Origin of the sequence: Burkholderia sp. AU15512, from assembly GCF_002223325.1 — a bacterium.
In the GTDB taxonomy this organism is placed as follows: domain Bacteria; phylum Pseudomonadota; class Gammaproteobacteria; order Burkholderiales; family Burkholderiaceae; genus Burkholderia.
Genome location: NZ_NKEX01000005.1, coordinates 308,285 through 325,823, shown reverse-complemented (window position 1 = coordinate 325,823; position 17,539 = coordinate 308,285). Strand labels below are relative to the sequence as shown.

Sequence of the window (17,539 nt, the reverse complement as noted above, 5' to 3'; positions counted from 1 at the left end):
TGCGCTTCGCGGTGCGCAGCGCACGCCGCCGTCCGGCATCGATGGCCGCGGCGGGCATCGCCACGCGATACCGCCACCGCATACGCCGCTCAAGCCACCTCGACCGCCCGACCGAACGCCCGCTCGTCGATCGCCTCGGCGAGCGTCGCGAACGCGGTCGCGATCTCGTCCTCCGGCACGCACGCATAGCCAAGCAGCAACCCCGACGCCGCACGGTCGCGGTCCGCGTAATACCCCGACAACGGCCGCACGACGATATTGCGTTCGAGCGCGGCCTGCGCGACCGCGCGATCGTCGACGCCGTCCGGCAACTGCGTGACCAGATGCAGCCCCGCATCGCTGCCGAGCGCGTGCAGCGTGTCGCCGTAGCGCTGCGCGACCGCGTCGAGCAGCACCTCGCGGCGCTGCCCATATAACGTGCGCATCTTGCGGATATGCGACACGAAGTGCCCTTCCGCGATGAATTCGGCCAGCACCGCCTGCTGCAGCAACTGCCCTTCGCGATACAGCTCGGCGCTGGCGGTCGCGAAACTTTCCGCGAGCGGCTCCGGTGCAACCAGATAACCGACCCGCAGCCCCGGAAACAGCGTCTTGCCGAAGCTGCCGACATAGATCACCTGCCCGGCCGTATCGAGACCCTGCAGCGACGCGAGCGGCCGGCTGCCGTAGCGGAATTCGCTGTCGTAGTCGTCCTCGATGATCCAGCAGCCGTGCTGGCGCGCGTATTCGAGCAGCATCCGCCGCCGCGCGAGGCTCATCACCATCCCGAGCGGATACTGGTGCGACGGCGTGACCAGCATCAGCTTCGGCGGTTCGGCGAGATCGGCGGCCGATGGCGCGATGCCTTCGTCGTCGACCGGGATCGGCCGCGTCGTCAGCCCCGACACGTTCAGCACGCTGCGCACGCCCCAGTAGCACGGATCCTCGGTCCAGATTGCATCGCCCGGGTCGGTCAGCAGCCGCACCGCGAGGTCGATCGACTGGTGGATACCGGTCGTGATCACGATCTGCTCGGGCGTGCAGCGCACCGAGCGCGACGTGCGCAGGTAGTCGGCCAGCGCCTCGCGCAACAGCGCGAGCCCGCCGCCCGGCGCGTAGGTCAGCAGGTCGGGGCGCAGGCGCCGCCAGTACTTGTTGTGCAGCCGCGTCCACACCCGCGCCGGAAATCGCGACACATCGGGCACGCCCGGCATGAACGCGCCGCCCTGCCGCTTCGACACGCCGGCGCCTTCCACGAGCCGCGTGCCGCGCGCGGACAGCCGCCGCGCGGACGGCTGCACGAGCGCCGCGTGGGTGGTGGCCGCGTCGGTCGGCGCACCGACGATCTCGTCCGGCGCGCTGTCGGCGACGAACGTGCCGCGGCCGGTCGCCGAGTTCACATAGCCTTCGAGCGCAAGCTGCTCGTAAACCTGCGTGACCGTGTTGCGCGCGATCCCGAGCTCGGCGGCCAGGAGCCGCGACGACGGCACACGCGTGCCGGCCGGCAGTTCGCGCGACAGGATCGCCTGTTGCAGCAGCCGGTGAAGCTGCCGGTAGATCGGCTGTTCGCCGCCGCGCACGAGGCGCTGCGCCAGCCAGTCCGACAACACGCTCGCGCGCATGATTGGCTCCTGAATATTTATTGAAATGGCTCTGATTGCCAGAGCCAAATGTGATTATAGTCGCCTCCATGGGCGGTCGAAGCGCCCGATTTCTATTCACCGGAAAGAACATCAAGGAGATGACCGTGAAGAATGCCGACCTGCAGGCCCGCAAGAACGCCGCCACCCCGCGCGGCGTTGGCGTGATGTGCGATTTCTACGCAGCCCGCGCCGAGAACGCGGAACTGTGGGATGTCGAAGGCCGCCGCTTCATCGATTTCGCCGCCGGCATCGCGGTGCTGAACACCGGCCACCGCCACCCGAAGATCGTCAAGGCGATCGCGGATCAGCTGAACAACTTCACGCACACCGCTTACCAGATCGTCCCGTACGCGTCGTACGTCGAGCTGGCTGAAAAGATCAACGACCGCGCGCCGGGCGATTTCCCGAAGAAGACCGCGTTCTTCACGACCGGCGCGGAAGCCGTCGAGAACGCGATCAAGATCGCGCGTGCAGCGACCGGCCGCCCGGGCGTCATCGCGTTCTCGGGCGGCTTCCACGGCCGCACGATGATGGGCATGGCGCTGACCGGCAAGGTCGCCCCGTACAAGCTGAACTTCGGCCCGTTCCCGGGCGACGTGTTCCACGCGCCGTACCCGAACGCCGTGCACGGCGTGACGACCGCCGACTCGATCAAGGCGATCGAGATGCTGTTCAAGGCCGACATCGATCCGAAGCGCGTCGCCGCGATCATCTTCGAACCGGTCCAGGGCGAAGGCGGCTTCTACGCGGCGCCGGCCGAGTTCGTGCGCGCACTGCGCAAGATCTGTAACGAGCACGGCATCCTGCTGATCGCCGACGAAGTGCAGACGGGCTTCGCGCGTACCGGCAAGCTGTTCGCGATGCAGCACTACGACGTGCTGGCCGACCTGATCACGATGGCGAAGAGCCTCGCGGGCGGCATGCCGCTGTCGGGCGTCGTCGGTCGTGCGGACGTGATGGACGCGGCAGCGCCCGGCGGCCTCGGCGGCACGTACGCGGGCAACCCGCTGGCCGTCGCGTCGGCGCACGCGGTGCTCGAGATCATCGACGAAGAGAAGCTGTGTGAGCGCGCGACGCAACTCGGCGACGTGCTGAAGGCGAAGCTGAACGCACTGCAGGCCGACGTGCCGCAGATCGCCGACGTGCGCGGCCCGGGCGCGATGATCGCGGTCGAGTTCCTGAAGCCGGGCTCGGGCGAGCCGGATGCGGAATTCACGAAGCGCGTGCAGGCGCGTGCGCTCGAGCGCGGCCTGCTGCTGCTCGTGTGCGGCGTGTACTCGAACGTCGTGCGCTTCCTGTTCCCGCTGACGATCCCGCAAGCCGTGTTCGACGAAGCGCTCGTGATCCTCGAGGAAGTGCTGAAGGAAACGGTCGGCGTGCCGGCCTGAGTGTCCGTCGATTTCATCCATTGAATGCGCCGCCGCCGTCTTCATGACGGCGGCGGCCGTTTCATCCGTCCTTTTCGAAGCAGGTGATTCATATGAGCACGGTTCAGGAAACCCTGGCACTGAAAGACCCGTCGCTGTTCCGCCAGCAGGCGTACGTCAACGGCGAATGGCAAGGCGCGACGAACGGCGAGACGTTCGAAGTCCGCAACCCGGCGACGGGTGGCCTGCTCGGCACGGTGCCGGCGATGGGCACGGCCGAGACGCGTCACGCGATCGAAGCCGCGAACGCCGCCTGGCCGGCGTGGCGCAAGAAGACCGCGAAGGAGCGTGCGGTCGTCCTGCGCAAGTGGCACGACCTGATGATGGAAAACGCCGACGATCTCGCGCTGATCCTGACCACCGAGCAGGGCAAGTCGCTGGCCGAAGCGAAGGGCGAGATCGGCTATGCCGCATCGTTCCTCGAGTGGTTCGCGGAAGAAGGCAAGCGCGTGTACGGCGACACGATCCCGACGCCGGCGAGCGACAAGCGCATCGTCGTGACGAAGGAAGCGATCGGCGTGTGCGCGGCGATCACGCCGTGGAACTTCCCGGCGGCGATGATCACGCGCAAGGTCGGCCCGGCGCTTGCCGCAGGCTGCCCGATCGTCGTGAAGCCGGCCGAGGCGACGCCGTTCTCCGCGCTCGCGATGGCCGTGCTGGCCGAGCGCGCGGGCGTGCCGGCGGGCGTGTTCAGCGTCGTCACGGGCGACCCGAAGGCGATCGGCGGCGAGCTGACGTCGAACCCGATCGTGCGCAAGCTGTCGTTCACCGGCTCGACGCCGGTCGGCCGCCTGCTGATGTCGCAATGCGCGGCGACGGTCAAGAAGGTGTCGCTGGAACTCGGCGGCAACGCGCCGTTCATCGTGTTCGACGACGCCGACCTCGATGCGGCCGTGCAGGGCGCGATTGCATCGAAGTACCGCAACAGCGGCCAGACCTGCGTGTGCACGAACCGCTTCTACGTGCATGAGGCCGTGTACGACCAGTTCGCGCAGAAGCTCGCGGCAGCCGTCGGCCAGTTGAAGGTGGGGCGCGGCACGGAGCCGGGCGTCACGCAAGGTCCGCTGATCAACGAAGCCGCCGTGCTGAAGGTCGAGGCGCATATCGAGGACGCGCTCGCGAAAGGTGCGACCGTCGTGACGGGAGGCAAGCGCCACGCGCTCGGCCATGGCTTCTTCGAGCCGACCGTGCTGACGGGTGTCACGCCGGCGATGAAGGTCGCGAAGGAAGAGACGTTCGGGCCGCTCGCGCCGCTGTTCAAGTTCGGCAGCGACGACGAAGTGATCCGCCTCGCGAACGACACCGAGTTCGGCCTGGCCGCGTACTTCTACAGCCGCGACATCGGCCGCGTGTGGAAGGTGGCGGAAGCGCTCGAATACGGGATGGTCGGCGTGAACACGGGCCTGATCTCGAACGAAGTCGCGCCGTTCGGCGGCGTGAAGCAGTCGGGCCTCGGCCGCGAAGGCTCGCACTACGGCATCGACGACTACGTCGTGATCAAGTACCTCTGCCTCGCCGTCTGACGGTTCAGGGCCTGGCGCTTCGGCGACAGGTCCTGACCGCCCGGCCGGAACCGGGCGGTCCGACGCGGGCCGGCGTCCCTCTCTCTCCGTCGTGCCCGCGTCATCTCTTCCCCCTCTCGCCTTCCCCCTCCCCTTCCGCAGCGCTTTCACCAGACCGCGATCACCGCATCGGCCTTGATCGAACGGCTGACCGTCGTCATCAGGCCACGCCACGCCCGCAACGCCCATCCTCTCGAACAAAACCGAAAAACCAAAGCCCTCGCGACATCGGCACACGCCTTCACCCACCAACCTTTCAAATTTGATACGATTCAATTTCATTTTGAAAGGTTTCGGGATGCCGGACCGACGGTGCCGGCGCCCGGCGCGAACGCGGTTCGACCGACCGCGCAACCGGCGCAAGCGGTCGTCGTCAGTCTTCGAGCCACGCTCAACGAGGATGCTGTTCATGGAAAGCCACGTAGGACCAACGTGCCTGCGCGCCCAACTCAAGCGGGGGCTGCTCGAGATCAGAGTCGACGCCGCCGCGCTGCCTCCTGCGAACCTGTTCGGTTTCGCGGAGCGCCGGAATCCCAAGCGAGCCTTCCTCTTCGTATCCAAGGTCCTGGGCCGTCACATCCCGGTACGCCCGTCGATCATGGCGGCCAGCTTCGAGCGCCTGGCTGCCGGCATTCCGGCGGACCTGCCCGGACCGGTACTGGTGATCGGCATGGCCGAAACCGCGGTGGGTCTCGGTGCCGGCGTGCACCGCGCCTATCGTGCGGGCCGCCCTGACAGCGTGTACCTCACCAGTACCCGGCATCCGCTGGGTACGCGCGTCTTTGCTCGATTCGAGGAAGAACACAGCCATGCGAGCGCTCATCTGATCCACTGGCCGGTCGATCCGGAGATGCGTGACCTGATGCTGAAGGCGCGATCGCTGATCCTGGTGGATGACGAAGCCTCCACCGGCAAGACCTTCCTGAACCTGCACCGCGCACTGGTCGCAGCAGGCCTGAGCAACGTCGAGCGAGTGGTCACCTGCGTCCTGACGGACTGGACTGCCGGTGCCGCGCGTCACGCGATCGGGGAACCGGCCACCGCGGTATCGCTGCTGACCGGCTCCTACCAGTTCCACGAGGATCAGTCCGCGCCCCTCCCGGATATGCCGAACGTCGGCACCGTTTCCATGGGCGAATGGCCGCTCTCGCCCCGCAATGACTGGGGACGTCTGGGCGTTCGGGAGGTGGACGACACGCTTGCGCCGGACGTCCAGGTCCGGCCCGGCGAGAAAGTCATTGTCGTCGGTACCGGCGAGTTCGTCTGGCGTCCTTTTCTGCTGGCGGAACGCCTGGAGCGATCTGGCGCGGATGTCCACTTCAGCTCGACCACGCGGTCCCCCATCGCCCTGGGCCATGCCATCGAGCACGCGCTGTCGTTCCCCGACAACTACGGCCTCGGTATTCCGAACTTCCTCTACAACGTGAAGCCCGGCCAGTTCGACCGGGTCCTGATCTGCACGGAAACGCCCGCTCAGGCACTCCCCGTGGAACTCGTCGATGCACTGAACGCAGAGGTGATTGTCGATGAGCGGTAACCGCCCCCTGGCATTCGTCGACCTCGACGACACCCTGTTCCAGACCGCCCGCAAGATGGCGGAAGGCGTCCCGCGCACGGCGGCCACGCTGGACGTGCACGGTCAGCCAAACGGCTTCATGGACCCGGTCCAGCACGCGTTCATCACGTGGCTGCTCGCCACCGCCGACGTCGTTCCGGTCACCGCGCGCAGCGTGGAGGCATACGGCCGCGTCATGCTTCCCTTCACCGAAGGCGCAATCTGCTCGCATGGGGGCGTCATGCTCCGCCCCGACGGATTACGCGATCGAAGCTGGCACGGGCAAATGGTCGAGGTTCTCCAGAGCGTTCAGGAGCGACTGCCGGCACTGTGCGAGGCCACGCTGGCGATCGGCGAGGAACTCGGCCACTCGCTCCGCGGCTGGGTCGTGGAAGAAGATGGCTTGCGCCACTACGTGGTGATCAAGCACAACGCGTCCGACGACGCGGTGCTCGCCGAAGTGCTGGCCGGCGTGCGGTCCCGGCGCATGGTGGACGGCATGCACGTTCACGCCAACGGCAACAACCTCGCCTTCCTGCCAACGGGGCTGGCCAAGCGTGCAGCCGTTCAGGAATGGTTGCGCCGCGACCGTGAGATCCACGGCGAGCGGCCGGTCCTGGGCTTCGGCGACAGCATCACCGATCTGGGGTACATGGATCTCTGCCACATGTGGGCGACACCGGCGCGCAGCCAGCTTGCGAATTGGGTGACGGGGACGATCCATGGGTAATCGCCTCGCGAGCCTGAACACCGTCGGCAGCGGCAGCTATGCCCCCGACGATGTGCACGTCCTGCTGCAACACGTGCGGATGAGCGTCACCGACGTCGAGGAGAAGGAGCGTCTGATCCAGACGAATCAAAAACACTACTCGGAAATGATCGGCCTCGAGCAGGCGCCCAGCGACGTGCACCAGCGCCTTTACGCCCGCGCGCTGGTGCAGAACGGCGCCCGCATGGCTTCGGAGGTGCAGTCCCTGGCGCTGGCGCTGACTGCCGCTTGCACCGGGCCGGGCATCGCGCTGGTCTCGTTTGTGCGCGCGGGCCTGCCGCTTGGCGTGCTGCTGCGCCGGGCACTCGTGGAGATGGGGCGCGACGCCCGCCACTACGGGATCAGCATCATTCGCGATCGCGGGATCGACACGGTTGCGCTGGAAGCCATCATCCGGCTGCATGGCGCCGAAAACATCGTCTTCGTCGACGGCTGGACCGGCAAAGGCGCTATTTCCGGCGAGCTCGCACGGACCCTCGCGGACGACACGCGCTTCCCTGAAGGTCCCCGCCTCGTGGTTCTGGCGGATCCTTGCGGCCGCGCGTGGCTGGCTGCCTCCGCGCAAGACTGGACCATTCCGTCCGGCATTCTCGGTGCAACCGTTTCCGGGCTGGTGTCCCGCTCCATCTGGCCGGCTCAAGGCGGCCTGCATGGTTGCGTGGTCTACGAACACCTGCGCGAACACGATGTCACGCGCGCGTTCATCGACAGGATCGACGCCGAACGTCGGGCGCTGGCAGGCGCCCGACCTGCCGCTCCATGGACCAACGATCAGCGACTGACGCTTCAGGCGTCCGCGGACGACGTGGTGTCCGCGCTCGCAACCCGCTTCGACATCGGCAACCTGAACCGCGTGAAACCGGGTATCGCCGAGGCAACCCGGGCGGTCCTGCGCCGTGTGCCGGATCGCGTGCTGGTACGTGACCGCGATGACTGCGACGTTCAGTTGCTGCTGCACCTCACCGAACGCGCGGGCGTGACCGTAGAGGAAGCTGGCGCCGATCTGGGGCCGTACTGCGCGGTCACCATCATTCGGAGCGCGAATTGATTAAAACCCTCTCTCCGTTCGCCCTCGGCGCGACGCTGTACATGCCGGCCACCCGCAGCGACATTCTGGATGTGGTTTCCGGCACCCGATTCCCTGAGCTGCGCTCGCTGGTGGTCTGTCTGGAAGACGCGGTGGCGGCAATCGACGTCGACAGCGCGCTGGCGAACCTGCGGGCGCTCCTCATGAATATCGATGCCCGGGGCGGGCGCGCCGAATCCGGTCCCTTGCTGTTCGTTCGGCCACGTGATGCCGCGATGGCGGCGGTGCTGAACGACTGGCCGCTGATGAAGCACGTCGACGGGTTCGTCGTGCCCAAGTTGACGCTGCAGTCCCTTTCGTCGTGGGAGAACGCGGTCAGTCGTCCTGACTTGTACCTCATGCCGACACTGGAGACAGCCGACGTTTACGACCCGGGCGCAATGGTGGAGCTTGGCTCGGCCCTGAAGGCGAACCTGAACCGACGCATCATCGCGCTGCGCATCGGCGGCAACGACCTGATGGGTTGTCTTGGTCTGCGGCGCAATCCGGCCACCACGCTCTACAGCACGCCTCTCAGCTACGTGATTCCCATGCTTGCCGGAATCATGGGGGCGCAGGGATTTGCCCTGACCGCGCCCGTCTTCGAGCAACTCGCCACGCCCCATCTCCTGAACGAGGAACTGGAACTGGACATCGCTCATGGCCTGGTAGGGAAGACGGCCATTCATCCGAGCCAGATCCGCATCATCCAGGAGGCGCTGCGCGTGAGCCTCGAGGACTTCAACTGCGCCACGCTGATCGTCAACGATGCGGCGCCTGCCGTTTTCAAGCACAACGACGCGATGTGCGAGCCGGCAACCCACTACAAGTGGGCGGTCAACATCCTCGAACGCGCCAAGTGGCACGGGGTGAAGCCCACCGCCCCGAGTCATGGCGAGCATGGCGTCCGACTGGCGGAGGCCGGCTGATGCGCGCGGAAATGCATGAGGCTGCCCCCAAAGGCGCACGGTCTGCTGTCCGCCGACGCGATGTCGGCCGAGCAGCAGCGGCGACTTGCATCCGGACCGTGAGTGAGCGGCTGCCGCACAAGACGAGTCATGGCGACGCTTTCCCCGTGTGGCGGCAATCCCGCTCGCCGTTTGGCCAAGCCGGGACTTGGCAACGTGACTCCGTCCGATCCCTCGCACGAACACTGAACATTGAAGATCAACAAGGAGCGTAAAGATGGCACTCACCCTGAGCAAGAATCAGAGCATCTCGCTGGAAAAAACCGCGGGCCGTGGCTTGACCTCGATTAGTCTCGGCCTGGGTTGGGACCCGGTAAAGCCCAGCGGCTTCTTCTCCAAGATGCTGGGCGGCGGCAGCAACGACATCGACCTCGATGCTTCCTGCATCCTGCTGGACGGCGACATGAAATCCGTCGACCTGGTCTGGTTCCGACAACTGGCATCCAGGGACGGCGCCATCGAGCACTCCGGCGACAACCTGACGGGTGAAGGCGATGGCGACGATGAAACCATCCACGTCGACCTGCAGCGCCTGCCGGGCACCATCCAGCATCTGGTGTTCACCGTGAACAGCTTCCGCGGTCAGACGTTCGACCAAGTCGAAAACGCCTACTGCCGCATCCTCGACGACGCCCAAGACAAGGAGCTGGCGCGTTTCAACTTGGCGGAGAAGGGCCGCCACACCGGTGTTGTCATGGCCAGCCTCAGCCGTGGCGGCGGCGGCTGGGAATTCAAGGCGATCGGCCAGTCCACCCACGGCCGCACCGCGGACGATCTCGTCAATCTGGCGATTCAGGCGGTGCGAGCATGACGACACTGGTACCTGGCGGCAATGCACCGGTGGCCACCGGTCAATTGCGCGTGGACATCAACTACGCGCCGATTCCAGGCGCGGAGATCGATATCTCCGCATTCGCGCTCACCGCTACGGCGAAAGTCCGGGGCGATGGCGACATGTGCTTCTACGGCCAAACCAGTGTCCTGGGCGGCGCGGTTCAGTTGACCGCCACGACGGCCGGCCGGGCAACGTTCATCGTGGATCTCGCCCGGATCGACCCTGCCGTCGAGAAAGTCGCGCTCACCGCGACCATCCATGAGAACAAGGCGACCTTCGATCGCGTCTCGACGCTGGCGCTGGCCGTGACGGGAGGGATCGAGGCGCAGATCCCGACTACCGGGATGAAGGAGACTGCGCTGATCCTCGGGGAGTTTTACCGCCGTCAGGACGCATGGAAATTCCGCTGTGTCGCACAAGGCTTTGCCGGCGGCCTGGAGCCGCTGGCCAGGCACTTCGGCGTCGACGTTGCCGCACCTTCCGGTAGCCCGACGCAGAGCCCTCCCGCGCCGGCTCCGGCGCCCGTCCCGGCGCCCGCGCTCGCACCGGTACCGCCTGGCGCACCGACGTCCACGATCCGACTCGGCAAAGTCACGCTCGACAAATCACGCCCCAGCATCAGCCTGGAGAAGACAGCTGCCGGCTTCGGTGAAATCAAGGTGAACCTCAACTGGAACCAGGGTACGAGTGGCCTGCTCGGCGGCTTCCTGGGAAAACGCGGCGCCATCGACCTCGACCTGGGTTGCCTGTTCGAAATGCAGGACGGATTCAAAGGCGCCGTGCAGGCGCTCGGCAAGCGTTTCGGCGATCTGCGGGAGGAACCCTACATCCAGCTGATGGGAGATGACCGCACCGGCTCGGTGGCCGATGGCGAGTGGCTTCGCATCAATGGGCAACAGTGGAACAAGATCGAACGCATCCTGATTTTCGCGTTCATCTACGACGGCGCGCCGAACTGGAAGGCAACGGATGGTGTCGTCACCATTTTCGTGCCCGGCCAGTCCGACATCGAAGTTCGCATGAACGAGGAGGGCGGCCGCCACGGCATGTGCGCGATTGCCCTGCTTGAAAACGTGAACGGGGCCGTCAAGGTCTCTCGTCGAGTCGACTTCCATCCCGGACACGAGGAAATGGATCGTGCCTACGGCTGGGGGATGCGCTGGAAAGCAGGCTCCAAGTAACCATTGACCGGCGGGGCCGGCCGGCCCCGCTCACTGAGAGGAAACACATGCTCGACTGGCTGAAAACCAACGCGGCCAAAGCCCGCGAAACCTTGACCATCGAAGTCGCCAAATTCAAGAACCGGACGTTCATGGAGGCAACCGCCAATGCTTGCGCGCTGATCTCCGCCGCGGATGGCGAGATCAAATCCGAAGAGAAGCTGAAGATGGTCGGCTTCATCAACAATTCCCCGGAATTGAAGGTCTTCAACCTGAGCGACGTGATCGCGGTGTTCAACGACGCCTGCGGCAAGTTCGAATTCGATTTCCAGATCGGCCAGGCCGAGGCGCTGAAGGCGATCGGCAAGATCAAGGGCAAGGAGGGCGAAGCACGCTTGCTGGTGCGCGTGGCCTGTGCCATTGGCGCATCCGACGGTCATTTCGACGACAAGGAAAAAGCAGCTTGCCGCCTGATTTGCCTCGAGCTCGGCTTGAACCCGGTTGACTTCGAACTGTAGGAAACCGAAACGTGGAAACGACACACATTGGCTTCCCGCCGTTGACCATGGCGGTATTCATCGGCCTGGCGCTGGCCGCCCTGGTGCTGGACATGGTGACCCACCGCGACGACAAGCCGATCACCCTCGCCCGGGCGTCCATCTGGTCGGTATTCTGGGTGGCCATCTCCGTTGCCTTTGCCGGCTTCCTGTACGTGCAGCACGGCGCGGAAGTGGCCAGCCTGTTCCTGACCGGTTATGCGCTGGAGAAGGTCCTCTCCGTCGACAACCTGTTCGTCTTCATGGCGATCTTCGCGTGGTTCAAGGTCCCGGACGGCATGCGTCACCGCATCCTGCACTGGGGCATCATCGGGGCCATCGTCTTCCGTGGGGTCTTTGTCGTCATCGGTACCGGCCTGCTGGCATTCGGCCCATGGGTCGAGATCGCCTTCGCGCTGATCGTGGCGTGGACCGCCGTCATGATGCTCAAGGGCGGTGACGACGATGACGAGGAGAAGGACTACTCGCAGCATCTTGCTTGCCGCTTCGCGAAAAAGCTCTTCCCCGTATGGCCCAGGCTGCACGGCCACAAATTTTTCGTGAGCCGCAAGCAGCTCGAGGCGGAAGCACGGACGGCCGAGCGGGACATGAGCCTGGCGGCCAAAGGCGGCCTGTTCGCTACGCCGCTGTTCCTCTGCCTGGTCGTGATCGAAGTGTCCGACGTCCTGTTCGCGTTCGACTCGGTCCCCGCGGTCATCGCAGTCAGCCGTGAACCGCTGATCGTCTACTCGGCGATGCTGTTCGCCATTCTTGGCCTTCGCACGCTGTATTTCGTGCTGGAAGCGCTGAAGCGCTACGTGGTGCATCTGGAAAAGGCCGTGGTCGTCTTGCTGTTCTTCATCGCGGCGAAGCTGGGCTTGAACGCGACGGACCATCTGTTCCACCACGGTATCAGCATCTCCCCGAACACCAGCCTGCTCATCGTCATGGTGGTCCTGGCAATCGGAATCCTGGCCAGCGTGATCTTCCCGAACAAGGAAGACGCGCAAGCCGAAAATCAGTAACCCGTCACAACCCAAAGGAGCTGTTTTCATGGCACTGACTCTTCAAAAAGGCGGCAACCTCTCCCTGTCCAAAGCCGACCCGAGCCTGACCCGAATCCTGGTTGGCCTGGGCTGGGACCCGCGCGCGACCGATGGCGCCGAGTTCGATCTGGACGCCAGCGCGTTCCTGCTGGGGGCCAACGGCAAAGTCCGCGGTGAAGCCGACTTCATCTTCTACAACCAATTGCGCAGCCAGGACGGCTCCGTCGAGCATACCGGCGACAACCGTACCGGCGCGGGCGACGGCGACGACGAAGTCATCAAGGTCGACCTGAGCCGCGTTCCGGCCGACATCGACAAGATCGCCTTCACGGTCACCATCCACGACGCGGAAGCGCGCAAGCAGAACTTCGGCCAGGTCAGCAATTCGTTCATCCGCGTCGTGAACGAGACCTCCGGTGCCGAGGTGGTCCGCTACGACCTGGCGGAAGACGCCTCCACCGAAACCGCGATGATCTTCGCGGAGTTGTATCGCAGCAGCGGCGAATGGAAATTCCGCGCCGTTGGCCAAGGCTATGCCGGCGGCCTGCGTGCCCTGGCAAACGGCTACGGCATGAACTTCTGAACGGTCTCCTCACCTGAACAAGGAATCACACCATGGCTGTCAGTCTGTCCAAAGGCGGTAACGTCTCCCTGTCGAAAGAGGCCCCGGGCCTGAGCGAAATCGTCGTCGGCCTGGGCTGGGACCCGCGCGTCACCGACGGCACCGAGTTCGACCTCGACGCCTCGATCTTCGTCACCGGTGAAAACGGCAAAGTCCTGAACGACGCCAGCTTCATCTTCTACAACAACAAGAAGTCCGCCGACGGTTCCATCGAGCACCTGGGCGACAACCGTTCCGGCCAGGGCGACGGCGACGACGAGCAGGTCAACGTGAAGCTGACCGGTCTGGCGGCCGACGTGAAGAAGCTGGTCTTCGCCGTCACGATTCACGACGCAGAAGCCCGCAAGCAGTCGTTCGGTCAAGTCAGCAACGCCTATATCCGCGTCGTCAACAAGGCCGACAGCAAGGAAATCGCCCGCTACGACCTGTCTGAAGACGCATCCACCGAAACCGCGATGATCTTCGGCGAGCTGTATCGCCACAACGACGAGTTCAAGTTCAAGGCGATCGGACAAGGTTTCACGGGTGGCCTGAAGCCTCTGGCAGAAGCTCACGGGGTAAGCATCGGTTAATCCGAAAGGCAGGAAAATCTCCAGCGTGGCCGATCGCGCCGTTCAGTTCGTCACTGAACGGCGCGATCCACGCATGAAGCCGGTCGACATGCGTGAAGGCCAACGAGGCAAGCCACGCTCACCGGAACACGTTCACCGCATCCACCAGCCGCGTCGCCTGCTGCTTCAGGCTCTCCGACGCCGCCGTGCTCTGCTCGACCAGCGCCGCGTTCTGCTGCGTGATGTTGTCCAGGTGCACCACCGCCTGGTCGACCTGCGACACGCCCGTGCTCTGCTCGACCGTCGACGAGCTGATCTCCGCGATCAGGTCCGACACGCGCTTCACCTGCGCGACGATGTCCTCCATCGTCTTGCCCGCGCCATCGACGATCCGCGCACCCGATTCGACGCGCTCGACGCTCGCGCCGATCAGTGTCTTGATCTCCTTCGCCGCGTTCGCGCTGCGCTGCGCGAGTGCCCGCACTTCACCCGCGACCACCGCGAAACCACGCCCCTGATCACCGGCCCGCGCCGCCTCCACCGCCGCGTTCAGCGCAAGGATGTTGGTCTGGAACGCGATGCCGTCGATCACGCCGATGATGTCCGAGATCTTGCGCGAGCTGGCCGTGATGTCGTTCATCGTCGCGACCACCTCGCTCACCGCCTGCCCGCCGCGCCCCGCCGCTTCGCTCGCCGATACCGACAATTGATTCGCCTGCAGCGCCGTCTCCGCATTGCTCGACACGGTCGCCGTCATCTCGGCCATCGACGCCGCCGTCTCCTGCACGCTCGTCGACGCCTGCTCGGTGCGCACGCTCAGGTCGTTGTTGCCCTGCGCGATCTCGTTGCTCGCACGCTGCACGTTCAGCACCTGCTCGCTGACGTCGTCGACGAGCCAGCGGAACATCAGCCCGAGCTGGTTGATCGTGCGCAGCGTCATGCCGATCTCGTCGACACGGTTCATCCGCACGCCGCTGCGGCTCTCGCCCGTCGCCACGCGCAGCGCCTCGTCGCGCAACTGCATGAGCGGGCGCGCAATCTGCGCATCGAGCCACAGCCCCGCGGCCGCCGCAGCGCCGGCCGTCACCGCCGCGAACGCGGCGAGCCCGCCGCCGGCCAGCCCGCACGCCCAGCCGCCGGCCACCACGACCGGTGCGAGCACGCACAGCGACGCATGGAGCCGCGCACGCACCGACATCGTCTGGAACAGCGACGTGAATCCGGCCACGCCCTTGCGGACGATCAGCCCCTTGTGAAAATGCCGGTTGCCAGCTTGCCCTTCGCGGAATGCCTTGTAGAGCGCCTCCGCGGCCGCGATCTCGTCGCGCGTCGCCTTCGTGCGCACCGACATGTAGCCCTTCGGCTCGCCGTTGCGCATCACCGGAATCGCATTCGCGCGCACCCAGTAGTGATCGCCGTTCTTGCGGCGGTTCTTCACGAGCGCGGTCCACGGCTCGCCGCCCTTGAGCGTCGCCCACATGTCGGCGAACGCCTCCTTCGGCATGTCCGGATGCCGCACGACGTTGTGCGGCTGGCCTTCGATCTCTTCGGGGGAAAATCCGCTGACCTGGATGAACGCCGCGTTCGCGTAGGTGATGTAGCTGTTCGCGTCGGTGGTCGACATCAGCGTCGCGTCATCGGGAAAATCGAATTCGCGTTGCGTGACGGGCTGGTTGTTGCGCATGGTGTGGAGCTCCGGGTAACGGATCTTGCGTCCGCTTGTCGATTGATTCGAGACCCGCGCATTGCGGTCTGTCCGCATGCACGTTGGTCTTACCCCTGCGCTTTCGGCACATTCCACGAAAACATTATGGTGTATTCGGGTAAATATGCATTAGAAATGCATTGTCTTGTTTTTACCGAACAAATTGTTTATGGATGAAACTAAACGCCAAGACAGGCAACGGTTTGGCGGATATTCACCTGATGATTCAACGTAATTTTCTCGAATTGATTCAAAGCAAAATCGTGAAATCTTGAATACGAATATTTCTCGTTTGGGGCATTTTTAATGAATCGAAAAACCTGAACGCGCATTGCGCGCGTCACCGCGGATGGTTTGATTTGGCGCGCACATCACGTGCGCGCCCCGACGATCACCGGAACACGTTCACCGCATCCACCAGCCGCGTCGCCTGCTGCTTCAGGCTCTCCGACGCCGCCGTGCTCTGCTCGACCAGCGCCGCGTTCTGCTGCGTGATGTTGTCCAGGTGCACGACCGCCTGGTCCACCTGCGACACGCCCGTGCTCTGCTCGACCGTCGACGAGCTGATCTCCGCGATCAGGTCCGACACGCGCTTCACCTGCGCGACGATGTCCTCCATCGTCTTGCCCGCCTCGTCCACGCGCCGCGCGCCCGATTCGACGCGCTCGACGCTCGCGCCGATCAGCGTCTTGATCTCCTTCGCCGCATTCGCGCTGCGCTGCGCGAGCGCCCGCACCTCACCGGCGACCACCGCGAAGCCGCGCCCCTGCTCGCCCGCGCGTGCCGCTTCCACGGCCGCGTTCAGCGCAAGGATGTTGGTCTGGAACGCGATGCCGTCGATCACGCCGATGATGTCGGCGATCTTGCGCGAGCTGGCCGTGATGTCGCTCATCGTCGTGACGACCTCGCCCACCGCCTGCCCGCCGCGCCCCGCTGCCTCGCTCGCCGACATCGCGAGCCGGTTCGCCTGCAGCGCGGTCTCCGCGTTGCTGTCGACGGTCGCCGTCATCTCGGCCATCGACGCGGCCGTCTCCTGCACGCTCGACGCCGCCTGCTCGGTGCGCGCGCTCAGGTCGTTGTTGCCCTGCGCGATCTCGTTGCTCGCGCGCTGCACGTTGTGCACCTGCTCGCTGACGTCGTCGACGAGCCAGCGGAACATCAGCCCGAGCTGGTTGATCGTGCGCAGCGTCATGCCGATCTCGTCGACACGGTTCATCCGCACGCCGCGCCGGCTTTCGCCGGTCGCGACGTTCAGCGCCTGGTCGTGCAGCCGCTTCAGCGGACGCACGATCTGCGCATCGAGCCACAGGCCGGCCGCCGCCGCCACGCCAACCGTCACGCCGGCAAACGCCGCGAGCCCGCCGCCCGCCAGCCCGCATGCCCAGCCCGCGCCAACGACCGCCGGCGCGAGCACGCACAGCGCCGAGTGCACGCGCGCGCGCACCGACATCGTCTGCGACAGCGATGCGATGCGCAGCAGCCCCGTACGGATCACCAGCCCCTTGTGGAACCGGCGTTGGCCGGCCTTGCCTTCGCGGAACGCGCGATACAGCGCGTCGGCGGCCTCGGACTCGTCGTGCGGCGCCTTCGTCCGCACCGACATGTAGCCTTGCGGCTCGCCGTTGCGCATCACCGGAATCGCGTTCGCACGCACCCAGTAGTGATCGCCGTTCTTGCGGCGGTTCTTCACCAGCGCGGTCCAGGGCTCGCCGCGCCTGAGCGTCGCCCACATATCGGCGAACGCTTCGCGCGGCATGTCCGGGTGGCGCACCGCGTTGTGCGGCTGGCCGACGAGTTCCTCGTTCGTGAAGCCGCTCACCTGCGCGAACGTCGTGTTGGCGTAGGTGATGATGCTGTCTGCGTCGGTCGTCGACATCAGCGTGACGTCGTCGGGAAAATCGAATTCCTGTTGGGTAACGGGCTGGTTATTGCGCATGCAAGGCTCCGAAAAGCGGATCTGACGTCCGCGTCGCGCTGACTTCACGCTCAGTAGCCGAAAAACGGTTTATCGCTTTACGACGGTCTTCATCTTACTGTCGGCATATTGGGGAAAAACCTTACCCTTTGATCGCATAAAATATTCAATTCGGCGGCCACCATGATTTCGATCAAATA

The 17,539-nt window shown here is 65.2% G+C and carries 15 protein-coding genes; 12 read left to right on the top strand and 3 right to left on the bottom strand.

The genetic code is table 11. The annotated features are described in order from the left end of the window. Positions 1–89 precede the first annotated feature (89 nt). Positions 90–1,601 carry a MocR-like pyridoxine biosynthesis transcription factor PdxR gene (gene pdxR / locus CFB43_RS19020; RefSeq protein ID WP_089496120.1) on the bottom strand — a complete coding sequence of 504 codons (1,512 nt, stop codon included), beginning with the start codon at positions 1,599–1,601 and terminating at the stop codon, positions 90–92. Positions 1,602–1,720: 119 nt separating this feature from the next. On the opposite strand from pdxR, the gene CFB43_RS19015 reads away from it, so the two are divergent. From CFB43_RS19015 to CFB43_RS18960, 12 genes are all read left to right on the top strand, one after another. Continuing rightward, positions 1,721–3,010, top strand: coding sequence for a 4-aminobutyrate--2-oxoglutarate transaminase (locus CFB43_RS19015; protein ID WP_179254855.1), 1,290 nt, complete (start codon positions 1,721–1,723; stop codon positions 3,008–3,010). 92 nt (positions 3,011–3,102) lie between these two features. Continuing rightward, the gene (gene gabD, locus CFB43_RS19010) at positions 3,103–4,572 is read left to right on the top strand and encodes an NADP-dependent succinate-semialdehyde dehydrogenase (protein WP_021156413.1); all 1,470 of its coding nucleotides are present in this window, start codon (positions 3,103–3,105) and stop codon (positions 4,570–4,572) included. 448 nt (positions 4,573–5,020) lie between these two features. Then, positions 5,021–6,148 (top strand): phosphoribosyltransferase domain-containing protein, encoded by a 1,128-nt coding sequence (locus CFB43_RS19005; RefSeq protein ID WP_179254854.1) that lies wholly within the window; start codon positions 5,021–5,023, stop codon positions 6,146–6,148. Then, a complete protein-coding gene (locus CFB43_RS19000; protein ID WP_089496118.1) occupies positions 6,138–6,896 on the top strand; it encodes a trehalose phosphatase in 759 nt (252 codons plus the stop codon). Before CFB43_RS19005 ends, CFB43_RS19000 begins: the two co-directional genes overlap by 11 nt. Further along, the gene (locus CFB43_RS18995) at positions 6,889–7,983 is read left to right on the top strand and encodes a cysteine protease StiP domain-containing protein (RefSeq protein WP_089496117.1); all 1,095 of its coding nucleotides are present in this window, start codon (positions 6,889–6,891) and stop codon (positions 7,981–7,983) included. The genes CFB43_RS19000 and CFB43_RS18995 overlap by 8 nt, the downstream gene beginning before the upstream one ends. Then, positions 7,980–8,930, top strand: coding sequence for an HpcH/HpaI aldolase/citrate lyase family protein (locus CFB43_RS18990; RefSeq protein ID WP_256990047.1), 951 nt, complete (start codon positions 7,980–7,982; stop codon positions 8,928–8,930). The genes CFB43_RS18995 and CFB43_RS18990 overlap by 4 nt, the downstream gene beginning before the upstream one ends. Positions 8,931–9,186: 256 nt before the next feature. Further along, complete coding sequence (locus tag CFB43_RS18985; protein ID WP_089433390.1) at positions 9,187–9,780, top strand: TerD family protein; 594 nt, start codon at positions 9,187–9,189, stop codon at positions 9,778–9,780. Next, positions 9,777–10,985 (top strand): TerD family protein, encoded by a 1,209-nt coding sequence (locus CFB43_RS18980; protein ID WP_089496116.1) that lies wholly within the window; start codon positions 9,777–9,779, stop codon positions 10,983–10,985. The genes CFB43_RS18985 and CFB43_RS18980 overlap by 4 nt, the downstream gene beginning before the upstream one ends. A gap of 47 nt (positions 10,986–11,032) precedes the next feature. Continuing rightward, positions 11,033–11,482, top strand: coding sequence for a tellurite resistance TerB family protein (locus CFB43_RS18975; RefSeq protein ID WP_089496115.1), 450 nt, complete (start codon positions 11,033–11,035; stop codon positions 11,480–11,482). Positions 11,483–11,493: 11 nt separating this feature from the next. Continuing rightward, positions 11,494–12,525, top strand: a complete 1,032-nt coding sequence (locus CFB43_RS18970; protein ID WP_089496114.1) for a TerC/Alx family metal homeostasis membrane protein — start codon at positions 11,494–11,496, stop codon at positions 12,523–12,525. Positions 12,526–12,553: 28 nt separating this feature from the next. Then, positions 12,554–13,129 (top strand): TerD family protein, encoded by a 576-nt coding sequence (locus CFB43_RS18965; RefSeq protein ID WP_089428971.1) that lies wholly within the window; start codon positions 12,554–12,556, stop codon positions 13,127–13,129. 32 nt (positions 13,130–13,161) lie between these two features. Then, positions 13,162–13,740, top strand: a complete 579-nt coding sequence (locus tag CFB43_RS18960) for a TerD family protein (protein ID WP_089496113.1) — start codon at positions 13,162–13,164, stop codon at positions 13,738–13,740. Positions 13,741–13,858: 118 nt separating this feature from the next. On the opposite strand, the gene CFB43_RS18955 is transcribed toward CFB43_RS18960, so the two are convergent. After that, positions 13,859–15,403, bottom strand: a complete 1,545-nt coding sequence (locus CFB43_RS18955) for a methyl-accepting chemotaxis protein (protein WP_089496112.1) — start codon at positions 15,401–15,403, stop codon at positions 13,859–13,861. Between the two features lie 412 nt (positions 15,404–15,815). Continuing rightward, a complete protein-coding gene (locus CFB43_RS18950; protein WP_089433395.1) occupies positions 15,816–17,360 on the bottom strand; it encodes a methyl-accepting chemotaxis protein in 1,545 nt (514 codons plus the stop codon). Between the last annotated feature and the right edge of the window lie 179 nt (positions 17,361–17,539).